This is a genomic window from Pleurocapsa sp. CCALA 161 (assembly GCF_003003995.1).
In the GTDB taxonomy this organism is placed as follows: domain Bacteria; phylum Cyanobacteriota; class Cyanobacteriia; order Cyanobacteriales; family Xenococcaceae; genus Waterburya.
Genome location: NZ_PVWF01000010.1, coordinates 33727 through 56385, shown reverse-complemented (window position 1 = coordinate 56385; position 22659 = coordinate 33727). Strand labels below are relative to the sequence as shown.

The window sequence follows — 22659 nt, the reverse complement described above, 5'->3', positions numbered from 1 at the left end:
TACCAACAAAGCTTTAAGCTTTAATCTCGCAGAGTCACAAAAGAGGGATATAAGCTTTTCGTCGTTACCAAGCACTGAGCAACGTCTAGTTTTCAAGCAAGCATTTGCTAGTTAGCACATTAAGAGTGGGGGTTTGAAAAATACTACACTGGTCGATTTTTTTGGCGATCGCTGAATCTTCTAGATTGGCGATCGCTTGCTGTATTTCAGGCTGGAATTGATTGAGCCAGTCGTTCTGCTGGAGATATTCGGCACTAAAAGCTGGACGATCTATGAGCCAAAAGTCTACTTGATACTGTTGGATAAACTGTCGAAAATCTGCTGGATTTGGACTATATTGAGCCTGAATTAAGTCCTGGGTACGCTGGCGAATTTGTTTGTAGTAATCCCAATGATAAGGAATACTGTATTCTCTGGCGGTTAACACGCTACGTTGAGCAAAGCTGGGAATAAAATCTCCTGACTCTCCCAGAGTAGCGATCGCAATATTTTTCGGTTGCTGTCGCAGAAATTGATAGAGTTCTGGTGTTTTTGCCGTAACATATCCTAATCGATAGGGATAGGCTTGAACAGCGTAGGTGGGATAGAGCAAGGCGCTAATTGCGATCCCCATAATAATTAACTGGCGAGTCGGCGAATGCGGCGCAATTTGCTGTATTAGCTTGTGTATTAAGATCGTCAGAGTAATGCCTGAAAGTACAGCGATCGCTATTCGATTGGTGTGTTGTGAATAACGACTAGGAAGATGGAGTTGAAATAACATTAAATGAGATAAGGCATACCAAATAAAAGAATTAAGCACTATTTGCCAAATTATAATTAATTTACTCTTAATTGTACCTACTAAAGGAAATATATGCGGTAATTTCTCAATAAATGGCAGCAATAGACCAAAAGAACACATCAAAAAGTATTGCCATTCAAAAGGAAAGAAACCACTCTGTTTACCCACCAGCCAAAAATACCAGGGGTTATCGCTAAAAAACGCGCTTCTGCCTGCGGAATAAAATTCGGGAAGCTGTTTAGCTGTGGCTAAAGTGATTACTTCGCTAAATTCAGCAGTCTGAAGTTTATAGATACTGACGGTAAAGACAGCAGCAATTAATCCTGTTAGATATAAATATCTACCCTGTTTTTGAGTAATTAAGTTGAGGCACAGAATACCTGTCGAGATTAAGACGGCTTGAGGATAGAATAGTCCTTGCAATACAATTAGCAAGATGCAGGGTAAGAGTTGTTGACGTAAAAGATGGTAAATAAACCCTAAAAACAAGATATAGAAAAAAGATCTAGGAGTTCCCGAAACCAGATCGTCTAATAACCAAAGATTTTGATTTAATAATAAACTGGCAAAGAAACCTGCCCAAGGCACAGGAAAGATTTCTAGAGTAACCAGAAAAAGATAGATACTCGTGCCAATTCCCAACAATAAAGGCAGGATCTTATTAAAGATTAATGGCTCAACTCCCAATCGGTTTGCTAGCCAATAAATAAATTTATATCCAGCAGGAGCAACTGAACTAAAATAATCAGCAATTAAGTCATCACGGAATAATTCGGGATCGTTTAATCGCTGTAGCCAAAAAACGTGCTGTCTGGCATCATCTTGAATTGTATAGTCATGTAGAGATAGCCCAAACCCCGACAGGCTAAACAATATACCCGTAATAATGCTAGCAGCCAGGCAAAACCTATATTGATTCAACACATTGACCAATTTTGAATAGCTAATGTAAGTTACCCGTTATTGACTAAGAGCATTCAAGAACTTTTGTAAATTACCTAACAAGCTCACTTTTTTCTTAGACGACTTCCCATCACTGTTTGCTGTTTGAGGATTAGTCAAGTCGATCATCAATCGCTCTAAATCTTCTCCCATTGGCTTAGTAGTTAATTCTGTGGCTAATTCATAACCAGAATCTCGCTCTAGCCAGATTTGCCAGGGGGAGGGATGACAGCGCAAAATTGCCCCTTCTTCAAGGGGACGCAGATAATAACAAGAATAAATATTCTTAATAAAGCGATCGCGTAACTGTCTGGCGGCTAAACCAATCCCCACCACTGCTACATCTTCTAGTTGGGGAATCAGAAAAAGTACAGGGCGATCGCCTGCAAGCTGACTCAGTTTCTCGGCGCGGTCAACTTCTACCGCCGAAGGACAAGCCACAATAAAGATTTCATCTTCTTCGGCAATTTGAGTTTCAATTGAGGTAAAGCGACTACCCATATCCGTAACAGCAAAAGGCTGTTCACCCCAATTGCGTTTGGCAAGAGCAGATGCACCTGTATCGGGAAACATCACCTTTACCCGTGAACCAGTGGCAGCAAACAGTTGGGCAAACTCCAAGGCTAATGCCTCAGACTGCAAGGCAATTTCAGGCACAACTAACTCCACCTGAACTAGATTGTAACCATCGGCGATCGCTGTTTGGGCAGCTTCTTTTGCCTGTTCTACTGCTGCGTCTAGAGTTTCGGGAAAAGTATTCATCAATAATTATGGGAGGAATTAAGTTTATTTTAGCGATCGATGTCCTTTTTGATTGCTAAGTATTTTTACTTCTACCGTAATTAATGTGAATTTTGGTGAGAACGTTTCCTGGCTATAACAAATTGCCCATACTTCTGACCAACGTTCGTCGATCAGATTTTTCATTTTTTTTGATTGCCACTTGGGAAGCCTACTTTTATAAAAAAAATGCAATTCATTTAAAATTCAAAATTTGGGTAATATAAAATACTTAGTAGACCATTCAAAGTAGGTAACTATCTTTTTGAATAGGCGATCGCCAGCTCTTGTAGTTGATGTTTGCGTTGCTCTATACCAGGGGTGATTGACATACCTAATTTCCGTAATATTTGTTCCCACCGATATACCCAGTCATGTTTTAGCAAAGAATTTACCACGTTATCAGTCTGAATCTGCTTTAAAAGTTCTGGCTGAGAATCGAGTTCGGCAATAATTTTGACAATGTTGTATTCATCAAAGTCAATGGGAATTATCGCATTATCCCAATCAAAATAATGCTTAAAAGCTACATTATCGGGAGAACAGCCAAGTAAAACACATCCTGCTGCTGCTCCTTCAAAAAAACGATAGCCAATTTCTCTTTGTCCATGAGTTTCTTGAAGCTGATTTATTTTGGCATAATTAGCAATGAAGTAACGACTGTTTTTAAGCAAATTAGCAATCAAAGTTCGATGTTCTTGGTGGCAATTGTTGCGTTGTTTAGCACCACTAATATAGTCATAATAGTAGAAAAAATTTTTTTGCTCGGCTAATTCTAATAAAGCTCCATGAACTATCTCCGAACGTCTACCCAAAGTAACCAGATCGATTGAGCGATCGCTTTTTGCCAAATCAGGACAAAACTTGACTGCATTAACTCCAGGAGAAAGATAGATACAAGGACGATCAATAATTTTCTGAACATCATTTACTATTTCAGAATGCCCGAGACAAATTAAGTCGAAGTCTTGGAAAAATTCGATAAAATTTTTTAACTTGGGCAGATCTTTATGCCAAATTTCAATTAAATAGCACACTGAAAACTGACATTTTTTACGTCGATTTTTTAATAAATTAATTGAGGATAAATTATCGGAAAAGTCTAAAATAGTTAAGAAAATATCGTACTCTCGCTCTAAATAAACAGGCTGAAAATATGGATTAAGATAAGCTGCAATTTGACAGTATTGTGTAGTCTTTTTGACAAACTTTTTGGTGATTTTACCAATAAACTTATATTGTGGAGGTGAAATAAGATCGGCTACGTCAACATCATTAATAATGTCTTCAAATTCAAATAAACAAGAGTTAAAAATAAAATTTTCTATATTGCGCTGTGACCATAATAAAATGCGAGATTCTTGATGATCAACATTATTTATATTTAGTTGCATAGAGTTTTTTAAAAAGTCTGTAGTAAATTTAGAATTTATAACTTTAAGTATTAAATAATATAATAATCGAATTAATGTACATTAAACTTATAAAATATGTCAAGATTGACGTTTTAGCTCAAAATGAGATATTTAGATAGCTTACTTTATTTCTTTAAAAAGGCGACTAATTTTTGCTTTAATCTGACATTTAATCCAAAAACAGATATATAAAAAATGTAATTTGTTTGAAATTTAAAAACTTAAATTATGTCATTACATTATGTTTATATCTTGTCTATTTTTTGCCAAAATAGCTTAGATTACTAATCAGAAAAAATCTTATGTCGTAATACCCAAATAATACCTATGCTCAAAATTTCCCCATTAATTACTCGACGAAAATTTAATCATCTTTGTCTAGCCACAGTAAGTCTGGGTTTGGCGATCGCTATCAATAGCTGTGGGACAAGTCAATCTGGTGCAGGACAATATGAGGCAACGGCTAAAGCCACCTATACCTGGCGAGTGAGATATACCAATGCGCCGACAGACGACAAAAGAGGTCATTATGAGGAGTTCGAGTCCACTTCCTTGACTACCGTCAATGGACAAAAGCCAGAAGGAGCAGTAATGAAAGAAAATGAAAAAGATATTTGGTGGCCCAAACTACCGCCTAAACCTTCTGTTGATGAGATCGAATCGGGCAAAAAAAATTCTGTGGAGAAAATCGGCAAGCTTGAACTAGGTCAAAATATAGAATACCGAGTTAAGTTTGACAAAGATGGTGAAAAATTAAACTTGCCTACCAATTACGATGTTTATCGACAGGTTAGTAAAAGCTATCCTGACATACCTTTGAACTTTACTATGGGTATTAACAATGGTTCGGTAACCAAAGCCACTCCTGTTACTAATTAATCTGAGCGTTCAGACTTAAACTATTAATTAGGTTAAACTCACTGTCTATTCTTAAGAAAAATAGCTTTTATTGTTCACTGAATCGAGGAATGCTCAGAGTAAAACAACTGCCTTGACCTAATTCAGAAGTTACTATAATGTCTCCACCATGAAGTCGAGCTAGTTTTCTTGACAGTGCCAAACCCAAACCTGTACTTTCTTGATGATTGCTAATTTGGGGGAATGGCTTGAACAATTTAGTCATATTTTCGGCTGATATTCCTGTCCCTGTATCGATTACGGCAAAGTTAAGAAACTCTGCATCCTGTTGAACCTGAAGGGTAATGTGTCCTTGCTGGGTAAATTTAACAGCATTACTTAATAGATTAATTAAAATTTGTCTTAAACAGCGGGAGTCAGCAGTACAAAAGTCGATATCATCCCCCAAGTCGAAGTTTAACTCTAATCCTTTTTGTTCGGCTTTCTTTTCTAGGCAAAAGAGCGCATTCTGACAAACTTCAGCGACGGCTAATCGTTCTAAATCCAAGGTTTGTTTGTTGGCGTCAATCTTAGCAATATCAAGATAATTATTGACCAGATCCAACATATATTGACCGACACTGAGCATGGCGTTAACATATCGCATCTGCCGCTCATTCAGTTCGCCATAATATTGCTCTTTGAGCATTCCTGCAAAACCCAACATTGAAGAAATTGGACTACGCAGTTCATGATTCAAGTGAGAAAGATGTTCTTGCTTAGCTTCTTCTCCATCAAGCCAGGATTGAATTTCTGCTTCTAGCTGCTGTACTTTATTGCGTTCTTGTTCAATTACTTTTTGCTGCTGCGCTAATCTAATTGCTTGAGTTTTTTCAACATCACGATTAATTTTAATTTCTGCCTGTAGCTGTTGAAGCTGAAACTGTTGTTGTTTAATTAAGTCTTGCTGTTGGTTGACTATTGCTTGTTTATTGGCAAAATCGAATAAAGATTTTTTGAGAATGTTAGGTAATTGAGCGAGTTTATGTCTGAGTAGATAACAACTGACTCCTGATTGAACTAATCTGGCTGCTGCTTCATCACCTAAAACATCAGTAATTAGAATCAGGGGAATATCAGGATATAAATGGCAACACCACTGAATGTTGTCGATTAATGATTCTAGCTGGTTGTTTTCAGGATTGACAGCGTAATCATAGAAAATTGCACTATATTGGTCAGCAGGGTCGCTTAATTGATCTAGATCTAGATTACTAATCAGATCGGCACAAAAAATGATGTTGGCTGCATCTAAACAACTGGCGATCGCTTTAAAGTTTTCTGACTGATTGGAAACAATAAGAAGATTCACGTTGCTGAGTGCAGGTTTTAAATGTAGCTGTAACGACCCAGAACTTTCTAACATAATGACAAATGCTGCTTAGATGTTTTGCGCGTATTCAACAATTTTGCCTTCATGATGTCGATTAGCTTTCGAGGATAATTGGACGGTTATCCAAACTTTCACTTATTATCTCGTTTTAAGCAATAAGTATCAAGATTTAGCGAAAGCTGATGATCTTTGGCATTTATAATCGGTAATTAGCTATTTTGTAAATGAGTAATCAATCAAAATAGGTTAAATTGCGATTAAATATAGTTAGCTTAGAAAAAGCTATGAAGATATTGAGAATTATTGTAACAAGATAGTTACTAATACTCAGTAAAACTACTTAAAATTCTTTTTGAGCAAAAATCATGATCGAGATAATTAAGAGTAGAGCGGTATACAGTAAACCATACATGGCATGGGCAATTAATTCTCCTGAGCTTGGTAATAAACCATAAACAGCTTCATTTTTTAAATCTAACCGTGAAAGATTGGGTAGCACCAAATAAAGACTAGTAGTTAAGCTCTCAATACTGGCATTTTTGCTTAGTTTGCCTAATTCAACTAAATCTTCGCTAAAGTGTCCCATCAAATAAACACCGAAGCTAAATAAGGTGGCTAAAATTGAGCTGGTAAATACGCCAAAGAAAATTGCCACCGCAGCGATTAAGGCTAATTCGAGCAACAGATAAACGGATGCAGTAATCAATGCTGCTGTGGGATAGTCAATCTGGGAAAGACTGAGCATAGCTAGATAGATGACCATCATAATGGCAATCATCACCCCTAACACGGCAGTAAGTCCTAGATGTTTACCTAAGATTAATTCAGCACGGCTAATTGGTTTAGGAATGAGCATCAATAACGTCCGTTTTTCAATTTCCTTGTTAATTAGCGCCGTACCTATAAAAATTGCCACGATTACGCTGAGAATATTGATTGCACCAATACCAATGTCGAGCAAAATCTTTTCATGAGTCCCTGCTGCAATTTCAGGGATAATTCTTTGAGCCAGAATTAGTAGCAAGGAAAAAAAGCCAATAAAATAAAGGATGCGATCGCGAATAACTTCTTTAAAACCATTGTTGGCGATGGTAAAAACTCTGATTAAATTCATTGTTTAGAGAAATTATGCAAATATTTCAGGGTTTACACCGTTATTATTCCCAAACTAGTTTGAAAAATAACGCTCTGGTAAAATTTGTCTGTGATCTCACTCTGAATAAGCTATAAGCTATAAGCTATGAGCTGTAAGCTTGAACAAATAAATAAAAACAAGATTTAGACTTGATTAATGCTGCATAGTTCCTATTCCCCACCTTGGTTTTTAGACAATGGTTTTTTGATGACGATCTATGTAGCCATGCGCTCAGGCCAGATCTGGCAAGAAACTATTAGTGAACCAGAGCCTCATTATCAGAAGGTAGTATTTACCCAGGGAGAAGTACCTTTAGCTGGTTGGGTAGCAATCCCTCCAAATCCTCAAGGAACGATTGTCGGCACTTATGGCATTACAGGTACGCTAGACAATCAGTGGTTTTTGAGAATTTTAGCCCGAAAAGCTTATGCTCAGAACTATGCTGTGGTGCTGTTTGACTGGCGCGCTCATGGAGAATCGGCAAAATTATCCTCGGTACTAACTTCAGATGGGATTAATGAGGGCAAAGATTTTGTCAGTATTGCGGGGGAAAGCAAAACTTTGGGCTGTCCTGCACCCTTTTGGTTGACTGGCTATTCTCTGGGGGGACAATTAGCTTTATGGGGAATTTATTATTCTCAGTTTTTGGCGGTAAATGGTCTAAATTCTGCTGATGTGGCGGGAGGTGCAGTTATTTGTCCTAATCTCGACTCCAATCTTTCTTTGCCCTATCTAATGAAACATCCTCTAGGCAAATATATCGAACAGGCGATCGCTAAAGAATTAACCAAGTTAGTGCTGAAAATCTCTGCATATCATCCTCAAGATTTTGAGCGATCGGCTATTGAAAAAGCCAACAGCATTTGGGGTTTTGATCATCATTTAGTTGTTCCTCGCTTAGGTTTTGACTCCGTAGAAGATTACTATACTGCTAGTAGTCCATTTCAAATTTTGCCCAAAATTGAGAAGCCTACTCTAATTCTTTATGCAGAAGACGATCCCATGTTTGCTCCCAGTATTATTCCTCGGCTCAAAACCGTCTGTCGCCATAATGAAGCTTTAAACCTAATTTTAACTAAAGCAGGGGGACATGTTGGCTATGTCAGTAGCCCAAACTGCCAACAAAAATATGGCGATCGCGATTGTTGGTGGGGATGGAATCGGATTTTAAACTGGCTCACAACAATGAGCAATTAGTAATACATTTTTAGGGGATCGGCTATACTCTATTTTCAAGACCAGAGCCGTAATTGTGTATTATTGCTAAATATAAATATTGTTTTGTAAAACGCTCTAAATATTTTCAGATCTTATTTTCTTTTTTTATGCAGACTATTCTCAGTCCCAACTCTAGCTTTGTCACGAGTAATGATCGGGTTTTACACAAAAAGCTACAGCGCCAACAGCCTTTGAAAGTAGTTGCTTTGGGAGATAGTTTGATTTATGGTTATGGCGACTATGTCGGCGGTGGCTGGGTGGAAAGATTGCGACGGGAATGGATGTCGCCCCAGGGAGCAGGACATGTTTTGTATAATCTAGGAGTGAGGGGCGATCGCGTTAATCAAGTCGCCATTCGCTTAGAGCAGGAATTTAACTGCCGCGGTGAATTGCGCAATCGTCTTCCAGACTTAATTTTGCTTTCGGTTGGCTTGAATGATTCGGCGAGGCTAGGGAAGCCCAGTGGCAAGCTATATACTGATTTAGATAGCTTTCGTCAGCATCTTGATTATCTGCTAAATGTGGCGCAAGATCTTTGCCCCGTAATGTTTATTGGTATGACTCCCGTCAGCGAGGCAAAAATGCCTTTTATGGATTGTCTTTATTACAATCATTTAGATCAATATCGCTATAAAGAAGCAACCTTACAGGCTTGTCAGGACAGAAATATTCCTTACCTAGATATTTTTGATCTTTGGTTATCTAGAGGTATAGACTGGATCGATACTCAGTTAGGAGATGACGGATTGCATCCTAATGTTATAGGCTATCAAACTTTGTTCGCTGACATTATGGCATGGAAATTAATCGAGCCTTCACAAGTCAAAAGGTAAATAAATAATCAAAAAATATTAATTATTGCTTTATATTTTACCATCGGTGCAACTTAAATTAGAAAATATGTATTGATAGCTCAGGTGAAACTAATGACTACACACTTTATTACCGCTGAAATTAATCTTCAAGAAAATCCAGTTAAGTTAAATAAAGAGATTGAAACCAGACTAGAACAGTCAGGAAAACCACTCCGCTGGGCAGTTACCAAAGTTGATCGAGAACAACAAACGGCAACGGTAGAAGCCGTTGTGACCAGAGAGAGTTAAATTTTAGTGGCAAATCAGACTATGTCCCCCTTTACAGTTGTGCTGATTGTTCCCACAGGGGTAGGTGCAGCTATTGGTGGTTATGCGGGCGATGCTCTTCCCGTTGCCAAAGCGATCGCCCAAATTAGCGATCGCCTGATTACTCATCCCAATGTTCTTAATGGCGCACAGCTGTATTGGCCCTTGGATAATACTTACTATGTTGAAGGTTATGGCTTAGACCGTTTTGCAGCTCAAGACTGGGGTTTAAGCCCTGTCAGGCAAAACAAAATCGGACTGCTATTAGATTGCGCAATTGAACCAGAGTTACGTTTGAGACATCTCCAGGCAGCAGATGCTGCTAGAGCAACCCTAGGAATAGATTTAACCAACTATGTAGTCACGGATGCGCCTTTAGAGGTAGAATTGCGCACTGCTGATTCTGGCGCAAGTTGGGGTACGTTAGGTAATCCTGGCAGCTTACTTAGAGCAGCAGAAAAGTTGATTAAGCAAGGAGGGGCAGAAGCGATCGCTGTGGTTGCTCGTTTTCCCGATGATGCGAGCGAGTCCCTCCAAAATTACCGTCATGGTTCAGGAGTAGATCATCTAGCTGGTGCAGAAGCCGTGATTTCCCATTTGATTGTCCGTCAGTTTCAAATTCCTGCTGCCCATGCCCCTGCCCTATCACCCTTGACAGTCGATCCAGAAGTATCTCCCCGTGCTGCTGCGGAAGAATTGGGCTATACCTTCCTCCCCTGTGTGTTAGTGGGTTTAAGCCGCGCACCTCAGTTTATTACTGAGCAATCTCATTCCCGCAATGCTATTTGGTCTGATGAAGTAGATATAGTGGTAGTTCCCTATACTGCCTGTGGTGGAAGTGCTATTCTCAACTTTGCTAATCAAGCTCAAATTATTGCCGTCACTAATAATACAACTAAAATTCAAGTTCCTCCCGAACCATTGGGCATCAAGGTAACGAAAGTTGATTCTTATCTAGAAGCTTTAGGCGTGATCGCTGCTAGACGTGCGGGAGTAGACTTTCGCATGTTAAATCCTTATATATCTGCTCTTGAGAGCTTGTAAAAACTGTGGCCAACCCAAAAACCCCCGAACTAGAACCCCTGAGCCGTAACCAAATCCTGATTTTTATGGGCATTACCGCCATTTTCTTATTGGCGATCGCTAAAATTTGGCAAAAGCTAGGGGGAGTGCAGCTATTATCGTTTCAGTTTACTCCTCAAGCTCTATTGTGGAGTATCGGTTTAGCTTTAGGGATTACTCTAACCAGCGGTATTGTCTATCGTTTTTGGCCAGCCTATCGACGTAGCGCCGATGTTTACCTTGAACTAGTGATTAAACCTTTAGAATGGAGTGATTTAATTTGGTTGGGATTGCTACCTGGTTTGAGCGAAGAGCTGTTGTTTCGCGGAGTAATGCTACCCGCTTTGGGGTTTGATTTATTGGCGGTATTGGTTTCGAGCGTTCTGTTCGGAGTTTTGCATTTGAGTGGTAATGGACAATGGCCCTATGTGGTGTGGGCAACAATCGTCGGTTTTACCCTGGGCTACTGCGCTTTGATTACTGGGAACTTACTAGTTCCTGTCATTGCGCATATAATTACCAACTTAGTATCAGGTTTGGTGTGGAAAATTAACCACAGACAGAAGCAGCAAACTAATCCTGAAGATTAAATTTCACAAGTAGCAAGTAGCAAGTAGCAAGTAGATGGTAAATACTCAAAACGCACTTCCAGCTACATTAGTTTAAGCATTTGTACAAAAAACCTCCAATAAATAAAACTAATTTATTTATCAGAGGGGTAAATAAGTAACATATAGTCATTTCAAATAGCAACCAGTGGATCTTATAACGAAGTAGCAAGTAACAAGTAACCCTTCGGGTTCGACAGTTTGCTCAACGGAGGAAACCTCCGCAACGCAACTGTCTCACAAGTAACAAGTAAAATTCACCATCATCATTAATACAAAGTAACCATAGGGAAATTAATTAAAATGACTATATTAATTAAGCTAGTGATTACAAAATGCCTAGCTGTTTTAAAACACCGTGTCCAGTATTCATTTCTACGATAATCGCCGTAACAAAACCAATCATTGCTAGGCGACCATTCCAAATCTCTGCATAGTTGGTAAAGCCAAATTTGCCTTCTTTTTTTTCCATGGTTACGGTTATCTCCTTATTGCGAGGTTTACTTGTGTCAAGTATTCTTAATATAGCGTAACTTCATGACATATTTTGTTTTAATCTGACCATAATTAAGTAGAAGCATAACAGACGGCCTGTGATTACCACTGAAACTTTAAACTTATTGGAATGGCAACGTTTATGCCAGCATTTATCTACCTTTGCAGCAACTAAGTTAGGTGTGGTGGCAGCGCGTCAGTTAAAATTGCCTACTACCCAAGCCGAAAGCGAGAATTTACTGGCTCAAACCAAGGAGATTTATAACTTAGAACAGCAGCTAGATTCTGGTTGGAATTTTAAAGGGATTAAAGATGTTGGCGCGGCTTTAGAAAGAGCAGGAATTGGCGGTATCTTATCCGCCCAAGAATTGCTAGATATAGCAACTACCCTAGCAGGAATGCGTTATCTGCGACGTTTGATTGATGCCAACGAAGAGTTGGTAACTCTGGCGGAGCTAGTAGCTGATGTGCGTACCTATCCTGAGATAGAGCAAGAGATCTATCATTGCATTGACGATCGCGCGGAAATAACAGATCGCGCTAACCCAAAACTGGCAGGTATTCGCAGTGAGATCAAAAATTTACGCAGTCGAATCTATACAGTACTGCAAGGCATTATACAGCGTAACCCCACAGCGATTCAGGAGGCGGTAATTACTCAAAGAGGCGATCGCTTTGTACTCTCGGTCAAACCTGGTCAAAAAGAGACGATTAAAGGGATTGTGCATGATGTATCCAGTACAGGTTCAACTTATTATATTGAGCCGAATGTAATTATTCATTTGGGTAATCAGCTACGGCAAAAAGAACGTCAAGAACAGCGGGAAGAAGAGATTATCTTAAAGGGATTGTCAGACAAGGTGGCAGGGGTACAGGAAGACTTGGAACGAGTTTTGATTGCCGCCACGATCTTAGATTTAGCCACTGCCAGAGCGCGTTATGGCTTATGGTTAGAGGCAAATCCGCCTCGGTTTATCAATGAGGAAGATACTATCCTGCGTCGTTTACGTCATCCTTTGCTAGTGTGGCAGCAGCGTCATGAAGAAGGAACAGAAGTAGTCCCAATTGATGTGTTAGTTAAGTCGGAAACTAAGGTAGTAGCGATCACAGGACCAAATACGGGAGGAAAAACCGTTACCCTGAAAACTATGGGGTTAGCTGCCCTGATGGCAAAAGCAGGAATGTTTGTACCCGCTCAGATACCCGTAGAATTGCCCTGGTTTGAGGTGATTTTGGCTGATATTGGGGATGAACAGTCTTTACAGCAAAGTTTATCGACTTTTTCAGGACACATACGCCGTATTAGTCGAATCATTCAAGCTTTACGCGATCATGAGGGTAATTCTTTAATTCTCTTAGACGAAGTTGGTGCAGGGACAGATCCCGCCGAAGGTAGTGCTTTGGCGATCGCTTTATTAAAATATTTAGCGGAACATGGCTTATTAACCATTGCTACTACCCACTATGGCGAATTAAAAGCTCTCAAGTACCAAGATGCCAGATTTGAGAATGCTTCGGTAGAGTTTGATGATAGTAGCCTTCAGCCAACTTACAAGCTTTTATGGGGAATACCTGGGCGTTCTAATGCTCTGACTATTGCTCAACGTTTAGGCTTAGATCCAAACATCATTGAAGAAGCACATTCTTTAGTGGGAACAGGATCGGCAGAAGACGTAAACCAAGTAATTGCTGCTCTAGAAGCCCAAAAGAGAGAACAGGAAGAGAAAGCTAATCAAGCGGGTAAGCTATTAGAACAAACCGAGCGTTTCTATGCCGAAGTATCAGCAAAAGCCTCTTTATTGCAAGAACGAGAACAGTCTTTAAAAGCATATCAGGAACAGGCGGTACAGGATGCGATCGCCCAAGCAAAAAAAGAGGTGGCAAACGTTATTCGTCGGCTACAGCAGGGAGAGCAAACCATGCAGAAAACCCAGCAAGCCACAGAAGCCTTAGATCTGATTACTAGCAAGGAACTAGCCAAAACCCAAGCTGCAAAAACAGCTAAACTCAGTTATAAACCTAAGGTGGGGGAAAAAATCAGAATTCCTCGTCTGAATCAAACAGCAGATGTGTTGAGTATTGATGAGGAGACAGAACAATTAACTGTCCGCTTTGGCATTATGAAAATGAATGTCGGAATCGGCGAGATAGAATCTTTGAGCGGACAAAAAGCGGATACGAAACCCAAAGAGACGAAGAAAAAACCTTTGTCCCAGGAGCAACGCAAAAAAACAGTGGTGTTAGTTAGAACATCCAATAACACCCTTGATATTCGTGGTCAAAGGGTAGATAATGCCGAGTTGGAAATTAATAATGCGATCGCCAAAGCTATTGAAGCAGGAGTATTATGGATCATCCATGGTAAAGGTACAGGACGTTTACGCCAAGGTGTTCATGAATATCTTCAGCGTCATCCCCAGGTAGAAAAGTTTGAACTTGCTTCCCAAAAAGAAGGTGGTGCAGGGGTAACTTTGGTATATCTGAAATAGATTCTTGAATAATTTTAATCATTTTGCTCTGGAATCAGCTAGAATTTTAGCGATCGCTATTGTCCGTCTGTGTCAATGAAAAGTCAGACTCATTTGTTTTAAGCTGTAAACTTAAGCCGTACAAGATTAGGTTAGGACATATTATAGTTATTTGCTCGTAAGTAACGAGTAACGAGTAATGATTGTCTTAATATAACTGCGTATCGCTATACAAGCCTTAGAATAATGATAAGTAAAAGCTCGTGAATGTAAAATGAATGCAGTTTTTTCTGATCGACATGATGCAGGTAAAAAATTAGCTCAACAGCTTTTGGCCTATAAACACCAAGCTCAAACTATAGTTTTGGCACTACCTCGCGGTGGCGTACCTGTAGCTTACGAAATAGCTAAGAATCTCAACATTCCTTTAGACGTTTGTTTAGTTAGAAAACTCGGCTTACCCAACTATCCAGAAATAGCCATGGGAGCAGTTGCTGAGGCTCCTCTAGCAGACAATTCTAGCAGCAGCATAACTATTGTCGATCAAGATACAGCTCAAGCCAGTGGAGTAACTGCCAGCCAAATACAAGCGATCGCTGCTAAGGAAAAAGCGCAATTAAAATGGCGTGAATCTTGTTATCGTCATTCTCGCCCAATGCTGACAATCGAGCATCGCACAATTATTTTAGTTGATGACGGTATGGCTACTGGTTTAACGATGCAAGCTGCGGTGGAAGTATTACGTCAACACCACCCCGCAAAAATTATGATTTCCATTCCCGTGGCTTCTCAACAGGCGATCGCCAATTTGCAACCCAAAGTAGATCAAATCACCTGTCTAGTAACTCCCAAAACTCTTAATGGAGTAGGTTTTTGGTATAAAGACTTTACCCAAACCACAGATCAAGAAGTCTGCAATCTACTGACACAACAAACTTGTCAAAATTTTGCCTAACTATAACTGTTTTGCCCAGTGAAAATGATTAATTGTCAAAATAAATTTTACGCTCAATAGCCAAAATTCTTGTGCTAAAAAATTTTAAAATACTCTAAATTCAAAGTTAATTATTGTATACTGTATACTAAAATAACCAGCTCATTCAAACATTTAGTTCTTAATCTCTTCCGCTGAGAACATCGAGAAATTGTAAAGCGATGCTTTGAAAAACTCAGATTTGGCTCGAACAACTATTTAAAAACATTTAATTGCTAGTAAAGCCAAAATGTTCGAGGAATTAACAATTATCAAGAATCCTGAATTACACACATCATAATTAACATCATGACAACAAAATCAGAGAGCAAACAAGTTTTCATCTGTGGTTCGGCTTTGAAAGGACAACCAGACCATCAAAACCTTCAGTCGGCGAAGTTTATGAAAACTACCAAAACTCTTCCTCAATACCGTCTTCATGCAGCAGAAAACGGCTGGCATCCCGCTATTTATGCAACCGAAACAAATGGTATTAGCATTCCTGGAGAAATCTATGAAATGACTAACGACCAGTATGAGTATCTCTTGGCTAACGAACCTCCTCATATGTATCCAGAGACAGTAAATTTAGAAGGAGAAGAAAATGCGATCGCAATGTTATATCCCCAAGAGTTAATTGAAAAGTATAACTGGCCCGATATTTCTGATTTAGGCGGTTGGGCAGCTTATAAATCAATGAACGAAACAATTAGATCTTAAATTCAATAGGGATCAATAATTATTTGCTTTTTCCTAATCTAATTAATGTCTGCAATAATACGTTTGCCCCCTGAATACACTGTTCAGGAGAAGTATATTCGCTGGCATCGTGGGAAACTCCCATTTTGCTGGGAACAAAAATCATCCCCATATCGCTAATTAAAGCTAATTCTTGAGCATCATGGCTAGCGCGACTGGGCAAATGAGTATAACTTAAATTGAGATTTTCACAGCTTAGGGCGATCGCTTTTTGGATATAGGATTCGGCTAAAGCTGGTTCGTTATGCAGACAGGAATTTAAACGAATTTGGGTGTTAGTAGTGACGGCAATTTCTTCGAGATGAACACGTAATTGCTTTAGCAAGCTATCTATGTGTAAGCTAGACAGATCGCGAATATCCAAGCTCATTTCTACCCAACCAGGAACAACATTAGCAGCATTAGGGAATACTTCAATTTTGCCGACAGTAGCTACCTGTTGACCAGGACTGTTGCCAATTTGATTGACCAATAAGACAACTTGAGAAGCTGCAACTAATGCATCACAGCGCATTTGCATTGGAGTTGTACCAGCATGGTTGGCACTACCTTTAACTGTAATATTGAACCGTCTTTGTCCGACTATACCTTCTACTACACCGATTTGTTTGCCCATAGATTCTAAAACAGGACCTTGTTCGACATGAAGTTCAACAAAGGCAGATATATCATTAAGATTACGACGAGCTTGAGTAAGCTTATCCCAATTACCTCCAACTCTTTCTAAACAGGTTTGAATATCTGTACCATCGGGACGACGATAATATTCAGGATCGCCAACGACTCTGTCGGACATTGCTTTTGAGCCGATCATACTGCCTTCTTCATCGGTAAAAACAATCACTTCTATCGTTCGGTCTAACTTAATTTGGTTTTCTTGAAGAACTCTGACTACTTCTAATCCTGCCAACACCCCATAAGCACCGTCATAATGTCCGCCACAGGGAACAGTATCAATATGCGAACCAGTGGCGATCGCCGAAGCGACTGGATTTTTACCAGTATATCTGCCAATTATATTTCCTGCTGCATCTATAATTATCTCCAGCTCAAGCTCTCTCATCCATTGCTGAATTAGATTTCGAGCTTCTATGTCTTCTTGGCTATAGGCGATCCGTTTTACACCACCGTTAGGTAGTTGACCGATGTTTGCTAAGGTCGCAATGCTTTGATTCAGGCGATCGCCATTGATCGTCAGGTTAGCAATAGTTATTGATTTCATAGATTAAGCAGCCGAAGATAAATAAGTATACTGTATACGGTTACTCTAACCTATCATATTGTTTCGTACTGATTAGATAACTCGTATACTACTTAGGAGATCGCTAGCTATACAGCTATTTAGATATAAGCTCAGGATTAACTACAATCTAAACTGCATTCGCACATTACCCACGTAAATATTAGGATTATCTTCAAAATTGTTAGGATTAGCTACGAAGTAAAAGGCAGGAAGAATTGATAGATTATCATTGACAGGGAAATTATAGGTAGCTTCCAACTCGTATTGAGTACCATCATCCCCCGCCCCAGATACGAGAAACTCTTCTCCATCAAGTACATCGAAAGGAATTACAAAAGATAAAGTCCCTAATGCACCTTCTTTCCCCAAGTCAGGAAAAGCTACTCCAGCTTGAAAAGCCTGGGCATTTACTTCGCCATTGTCCAGAGCGGGATTTGTCGGTCTAATGCTGGTGCTGCCATAATTATAGCGACCAAATATGCCCAGCTTGTCGAGAATTGCCCAGTCAAAGTTAACAGAAAAAGTATCAGAAGGAGCATCGCCGATTGTGCCACCAAAACCATCATCAGCTATTCCATAGATGGGTTCACCTGTTGCCCCACCAACACCAAAGCCTGTGACGTTGCCATTTGCATCTAGGATAGGTTGATTATTATCCACCGTAGCTCTAGTGTACATTAAACGGATGTTAGCTCGTTCGGCGATCGCCAGATCTAATTCGGCAGTGAGACTTTGAGTTGCACTAAATAATCCTTGATTAGGATCAGAAGAGGTATTAAAGAACTGTGATGGTAAAAATTCGGTGTTTTCTCCCAAATAACCAACTTTAAAGCTGAGTGAATCATTAAAATCATAGGTTATTACTGCGCCCGAACCGCGATCGACTGGATTTACTAGAGTTCCCCCACTAGAGTTATAGCTACCTGCACCAGTCAGAAAGAAAGTATAGTTATTGTTATCAAAATAGCGATACCAATTAATTCTTGGTCCTACTATAACTCTGAGCTTTTCGCCAATCGGAAAATCATAGAACAATTCTCGTAGTTCAACGCTATTTGTTCCTGAAGCTGTACCAGTTTGATCGGTAAAAGGAGTGCCAAAAGTGTTATAAAGCCCTGCGGAAACATAATTATTAGCAGGAGAATCACCGTTGCCTGCTACTAATTGAATAGTAAAGTTATCTTTTCCTGTAAATGAAGAGTTGAAGTTGAGCCAAGTATAGTAACTAAAGGTTATTTCAGGATCTTCGGTAATATTACTAATGATCGGATTATTATTTGCATCTCGCCCTGCGCGACGAAGACTAAGAGGTGTATCAAGACTAACTGTCTCTGCTAAAACATCATCACTGGCAGTTGCACCTGTAGCGTTTAAAAAGATGTCACCTGTAAATTTGGTAGTAGTAGAAAATTGATTATCTTCCAAAACAGCTACCTGGCTGTCAAGACTATCAACTCTGCCACCAAGGGTTGCTAATTCTGCTTCAAATTCCTGACTCAACCGCTGTACGGTTTCTAGATCTTCCTGAGATACGTTGTCCCTTGAGGCAATTAAACGTTCGATTTGATTGAGACAAGAGTTTAAACCCGCAGCAAATTCATACCGAGATAAAGCTTGACTGCCACGATAAGTCTGGTTAGGAAACCCCGCAATGCAACCATAACGATCTACTAATGAACGCAGCGCTTCATAAGCCCAATCTGTAGGAGCAACGTCTCGTAACTGTTTCACGTTGGTAATTTGAGACATCCCGTTATTTTTTTCGAGATTAGGCAAATTTTGAGGTGATTTCAACTGTCGGACATGATTAACTTGAGACATTCTATTCGTATCGTCCAAGCTAGATAATTCTTCTGATGCCGAGGTTTCAATAGTAGAAATTGATAGCAAGGTAACAGGGAAAAATAACCAAATTGAATTTTTAATTAAATTAAAATTCTGAATAAAATTAGGACACCAAGACTCAGTTTTTCTATCGTTCATATCCAAACTCACACCTGTTGATCATAAGCAAAATTATCATTATTATCTTGATGCCATCGTATTAATGTATACAGTATACAAATCAAATTTAAGTGATTTGGTAAAATTTACTTTAGATTACAATTAGGTAACAAAAAAAGATTTGAGTCGGAGGTTAACAGAGTAAAGCCTTAACCATTAGCTAAAGCGATCGCAACTAAATTAGCTTTTGCGATCAAATTTTCAGGCTCAATGGTAGTTAAATTGCCTCGATCTACAACTTTTTTACCGTTAATAAAACTGTAGTCGATGCGATCGGTTTGACAGTAAATTAATGCCGATACAGGATCGGCTTGTGTTCCCACATATCCAAGTTTATCTAGATCGACTGCAATAAAATCTGCTGCCATTCCTGGGGCGAGATAGCCGAGATCATCTCTGCCCAAAACTTTGGCACCGCCTCTAGTGGCAATTTCTAGGACATCGCGGGCAGTCATTACCGAAGCATCTTCATCTCTAACGCGAGCGAGTAAGAAAGCTTGGCGGGCTTCATGGAATAAGTTAGTAGCATCGTTAGAAGCTGCCCCATCCACTCCTAAACCAACAGGCACATTTTTGTTGAGCATTTTGCGGATCGGGGCAATACCGCTAGCCAGACGCATATTACTACAGGGACAATGGGCGACTCCCGTACTAGTTTGACCAAATTTATCGATCGCGCGATCGCTTAATTTTACACAATGAGCGTGCCAGACATCATCCCCTAGCCAACCCACCGACTCGGCATAATCTCCAGGAGTGAGATTAAACTTAGATAGACTATATTCCACATCTCCTTTATTTTCTGCCAGATGAGTATGTAATCTCACTCCTTTGTAACTTCTCGCCATTGCAGCCGACTCGCGCATTAAGTCTGTAGATACAGAAAAAGGGGAACAGGGGGCTAGGACAATTCTCAGCATAGAATAGCGATCGCTATTATGATACTCTTCAATCAACCGTTGAGAATCTTTCAAAATATCGGCTTCTTTTTCTACCAGAGAATCTGGAGGCAAACCGCCATTACTTTCCCCGACGCTCATACTTCCCCGACTGGCATGAAACCGCAAACCAATTTCCCTCACTCCTCTAATTTGCTCATCAAGGGTACAGTCATTAGGAAATATATAGTGATGATCGCTGGCGGTAGTGCAGCCTGACAAGATTAATTCTGTCGCTGCTAACTGAGAACTATAATACATCCCTTTTCCAGTTAGATTAGACCACAAAGGATAGTGTGCAGTCAGCCATTGAAATAAGTCACCATTTTGTCCTGCGGGAGTTACACGGGTTAGATTTTGAAAGAAATGATGATGGGTATTTACTAGCCCTGGTAATACAATATGCTTGTCTTGTAAGTCTAGAACTTCATCGGCAGTATCAGGTAATTCTTCGGTTGTTCCTATCTGTTCGATGACATTATCCCTAACCAATAGCGCGCCACGCCGAATTTCGCGACGTTCGTTGTCCATTGTCACAAGAGTATGAATGTTGTTGACCAGTAAGGTAGACATTTATTTTAAGGGAAGAAGGATGAGCAATAAGCCGTATAGATATATGAAATACTTACATATACTTTAATCAATTAAAGAGTCTAAACGTAGTCGAGCAATTTTACTAATTTCAGTTAAAGCCTGTTGTTTTTCTCGTTCTTGAGTATTATTTAAACGAGTTTCAAATGCTTCTAAAATACTTTCTTTGGTGTGATGCTTCACCGCAACTATAAAAGGAAAACCAAACTTGTCTTTGTAAGCCTGGTTGAGAAATTGAAAACGCTGATATTCTGATTTAGATAAGCGATCTAAGCCTATTCCTGCTTGTTCTTGCACTGAAGCTTCTGCCATCTTAGTTTTGCTACCCAAATCGGGATGAGCTTTAATTAACGCTACCTGTTTAGCTTCACTCATCTGGTTGACCACGGCAAGCATAGCCTGATATAAAGCTTCTAAATTCTCAAAAGGTTTATCTTGCCAAGCTTTCTCAGCAATTTCGGGTGTTTCTTCCCAAATCTTCCCCAAAACAGCAGTAAACTCTTCCTGAGACAGATTATTTAATTTTGCGATCGCATATTTATTATTCACTGGCGATTAGAATAGTGTCTTTAAAGCAAGAGAAGAAGATTTTAGAATCTATATTTGAGATTAGGTTTCCATAATTTGCGATCGCAACTCCTTGATCTGGACAATCATTTACCGTATCTAATACGTGAGTCATTAATTTACCTGGCATGTCTGTTCAATGTTCAATGCAAAGGGCCTCCAAGAATGATTTTTGCGATCGCACCTGTAACATCTTGAGGATTTTCTTGCTTTAATTGTTCGTACCACTGCTGGGTTAAATCTGGCTCTTTGTTATAGATAGTATCAGTCCGCTTGCGGGCTTTCAATACTAGCTGCGCCACCCTTTCTTTTCGTTCTGCTTCATAACGCTTGAGGGCATCTTCGACGCTAATATTAGTTGTAATCAAATAGCGACAAAGTACTTCTGCATCTTCCATCGCCTGACAGCCTCCCTGTCCTAAAGTTGGAGTAGTTGCGTGTGCCGAATCTCCGACTAAGGCAATTCGACCTTCTACTAAGTTAGGCAAGGGATCTATATCGCCAATTTCCAGACGGTTTACCTGTTCAGGATCGAGCTTCTCAATTAGGTTCTGTACTGGCTGCGCCCACCCTGCGAAGATTTCTTTTAACTCGGCGCGAATATCTCCATTAGGTGGGGTTGTTCCTTGAGGTTTTGGACAGCCCATAAAAAAGTAAAACCGATTTCCCCCCACAGGCATCATCGAGGCGCGTTTCCCTTCGCCTACATAAATTACCCAAACATCACTTTCTGCCAAATCGGGGCTAGCTTCAACCAATCCATTCCAGTTAACATAACCTGCATAGCGAGATTCTATCTTTCCGCAAGCAAGATAGCTACGCACTACTGAATGAATTCCATCTGCACCAATAATCACATCTCCTGTAGCAATAGTCCCATCCTCAAAAATAGCTGTGGCACTATCTGCATCCTGTTTAACTTCTATACAGCGCATTCCCATCTGTACATCTGATTTACCGAAGGCGTTGAGCATCATCTCTTGTAGATCAGTTCGAGATACAGGATAAGGTCTTTGTCCTACCTGTTCCATTAAAGGAATCAAGTTGACATCATTTAAAACTTCTCCCTGACTATTACGGTATTCCATGCGGTTCATCTGTCCGCCAATAGCAGCGACTTGCTTCCCTAGTCCTAATTTATTGAGAACTTTAATCCCATTCGACCACAGAGAAATCCCCGCCCCCGCAGGACGTAACTTCTTTGTCTTTTCGTAAATTTCTACTTCGTATCCTGCTTGACGCATTGCAATACCAGCAGCTAATCCAGCCATCCCTGCGCCAATAATAATTGCTTTAAGTTGATACATATTAATCAGTCTTTAGTTA

Annotated in this window: 21 protein-coding genes; 9 read left to right on the top strand and 12 right to left on the bottom strand. The window is 39.8% G+C overall.

Features of this window, described 5'->3' with window-relative positions; all coding sequences use genetic code 11:
• Positions 1-85: 85 nt before the first annotated feature.
• The 4 genes from C7B62_RS04405 to C7B62_RS04395 form a co-directional block, all read right to left on the bottom strand.
• Positions 86-1708, bottom strand: a complete 1623-nt coding sequence (locus tag C7B62_RS04405; protein WP_106233405.1) for a hypothetical protein — start codon at positions 1706-1708, stop codon at positions 86-88.
• Positions 1709-1744: 36 nt separating this feature from the next.
• Positions 1745-2488, bottom strand: coding sequence for a DUF1995 family protein (locus tag C7B62_RS04400; protein WP_106233404.1), 744 nt, complete (start codon positions 2486-2488; stop codon positions 1745-1747).
• A 24-nt stretch (positions 2489-2512) separates the two neighbouring features.
• Positions 2513-2653 carry a hypothetical protein gene (locus C7B62_RS25585; RefSeq protein WP_158260624.1) on the bottom strand — a complete coding sequence of 47 codons (141 nt, stop codon included), beginning with the start codon at positions 2651-2653 and terminating at the stop codon, positions 2513-2515.
• A 110-nt stretch (positions 2654-2763) separates the two neighbouring features.
• Positions 2764-3900, bottom strand: a complete 1137-nt coding sequence (locus C7B62_RS04395) for a glycosyltransferase (protein ID WP_106233403.1) — start codon at positions 3898-3900, stop codon at positions 2764-2766.
• Between the two features lie 348 nt (positions 3901-4248).
• On the opposite strand from C7B62_RS04395, the gene C7B62_RS04390 reads away from it, so the two are divergent.
• Complete coding sequence (locus C7B62_RS04390) at positions 4249-4800, top strand: hypothetical protein (RefSeq protein ID WP_106233402.1); 552 nt, start codon at positions 4249-4251, stop codon at positions 4798-4800.
• 67 nt (positions 4801-4867) lie between these two features.
• Here C7B62_RS04390 and C7B62_RS04385 read toward each other — a convergent pair whose 3' ends face one another.
• Both C7B62_RS04385 and C7B62_RS04380 read right to left on the bottom strand, forming a co-directional pair.
• On the bottom strand, positions 4868-6184 hold the full coding sequence (locus tag C7B62_RS04385) for a HAMP domain-containing sensor histidine kinase (RefSeq protein ID WP_106233401.1): 1317 nt from the start codon (positions 6182-6184) through the stop codon (positions 4868-4870).
• A 307-nt stretch (positions 6185-6491) separates the two neighbouring features.
• Positions 6492-7265: an ABC transporter permease gene (locus C7B62_RS04380; protein WP_106233400.1), complete on the bottom strand. Its 774-nt coding sequence runs from the start codon at positions 7263-7265 to the stop codon at positions 6492-6494.
• 177 nt (positions 7266-7442) lie between these two features.
• Between C7B62_RS04380 and C7B62_RS04375 the strand changes: the two genes are divergently transcribed.
• From C7B62_RS04375 to C7B62_RS04360, 5 genes are all read left to right on the top strand, one after another.
• Positions 7443-8483 carry a YheT family hydrolase gene (locus C7B62_RS04375; RefSeq protein WP_106233399.1) on the top strand — a complete coding sequence of 347 codons (1041 nt, stop codon included), beginning with the start codon at positions 7443-7445 and terminating at the stop codon, positions 8481-8483.
• Positions 8484-8611: 128 nt separating this feature from the next.
• On the top strand, positions 8612-9337 hold the full coding sequence (locus C7B62_RS04370; protein ID WP_106233398.1) for a GDSL-type esterase/lipase family protein: 726 nt from the start codon (positions 8612-8614) through the stop codon (positions 9335-9337).
• A gap of 93 nt (positions 9338-9430) precedes the next feature.
• Positions 9431-9607: a hypothetical protein gene (locus C7B62_RS26045; protein ID WP_199194059.1), complete on the top strand. Its 177-nt coding sequence runs from the start codon at positions 9431-9433 to the stop codon at positions 9605-9607.
• A gap of 21 nt (positions 9608-9628) precedes the next feature.
• Positions 9629-10669, top strand: a complete 1041-nt coding sequence (locus tag C7B62_RS04365; protein WP_106233397.1) for a DUF3326 domain-containing protein — start codon at positions 9629-9631, stop codon at positions 10667-10669.
• A gap of 5 nt (positions 10670-10674) precedes the next feature.
• Complete coding sequence (locus C7B62_RS04360) at positions 10675-11277, top strand: CPBP family intramembrane glutamic endopeptidase (RefSeq protein WP_106233396.1); 603 nt, start codon at positions 10675-10677, stop codon at positions 11275-11277.
• A 346-nt stretch (positions 11278-11623) separates the two neighbouring features.
• On the opposite strand, the gene C7B62_RS04355 is transcribed toward C7B62_RS04360, so the two are convergent.
• Entirely contained in the window at positions 11624-11767 is a 144-nt protein-coding gene (locus C7B62_RS04355) for a chlorophyll a/b-binding protein (RefSeq protein WP_106233395.1), read from the bottom strand.
• Between the two features lie 121 nt (positions 11768-11888).
• Between C7B62_RS04355 and C7B62_RS04350 the strand changes: the two genes are divergently transcribed.
• The 3 genes from C7B62_RS04350 (at position 11889) to C7B62_RS04340 (ending at position 15951) form a co-directional block, all read left to right on the top strand.
• Positions 11889-14279, top strand: coding sequence for an endonuclease MutS2 (locus C7B62_RS04350; RefSeq protein ID WP_106233394.1), 2391 nt, complete (start codon positions 11889-11891; stop codon positions 14277-14279).
• A gap of 253 nt (positions 14280-14532) precedes the next feature.
• Positions 14533-15213, top strand: a complete 681-nt coding sequence (locus C7B62_RS04345) for a phosphoribosyltransferase (RefSeq protein ID WP_106233393.1) — start codon at positions 14533-14535, stop codon at positions 15211-15213.
• Between the two features lie 327 nt (positions 15214-15540).
• Positions 15541-15951, top strand: a complete 411-nt coding sequence (locus C7B62_RS04340) for a gamma-glutamylcyclotransferase family protein (RefSeq protein WP_106233392.1) — start codon at positions 15541-15543, stop codon at positions 15949-15951.
• 19 nt (positions 15952-15970) lie between these two features.
• Here C7B62_RS04340 and C7B62_RS04335 read toward each other — a convergent pair whose 3' ends face one another.
• From C7B62_RS04335 to hpxO, 5 genes are all read right to left on the bottom strand, one after another.
• The gene (locus C7B62_RS04335) at positions 15971-17212 is read right to left on the bottom strand and encodes a Zn-dependent hydrolase (RefSeq protein WP_199194058.1); all 1242 of its coding nucleotides are present in this window, start codon (positions 17210-17212) and stop codon (positions 15971-15973) included.
• 141 nt (positions 17213-17353) lie between these two features.
• Positions 17354-19216, bottom strand: coding sequence for an iron uptake porin (locus tag C7B62_RS04330; RefSeq protein WP_106233391.1), 1863 nt, complete (start codon positions 19214-19216; stop codon positions 17354-17356).
• A 170-nt stretch (positions 19217-19386) separates the two neighbouring features.
• The gene (locus C7B62_RS04325) at positions 19387-20748 is read right to left on the bottom strand and encodes an 8-oxoguanine deaminase (protein ID WP_106233390.1); all 1362 of its coding nucleotides are present in this window, start codon (positions 20746-20748) and stop codon (positions 19387-19389) included.
• A gap of 63 nt (positions 20749-20811) precedes the next feature.
• A complete protein-coding gene (gene uraD / locus C7B62_RS04320) occupies positions 20812-21315 on the bottom strand; it encodes a 2-oxo-4-hydroxy-4-carboxy-5-ureidoimidazoline decarboxylase (protein ID WP_233219806.1) in 504 nt (167 codons plus the stop codon).
• Between the two features lie 161 nt (positions 21316-21476).
• Complete coding sequence (gene hpxO, locus C7B62_RS04315; protein ID WP_106233389.1) at positions 21477-22640, bottom strand: FAD-dependent urate hydroxylase HpxO; 1164 nt, start codon at positions 22638-22640, stop codon at positions 21477-21479.
• Positions 22641-22659 lie beyond the last annotated feature (19 nt).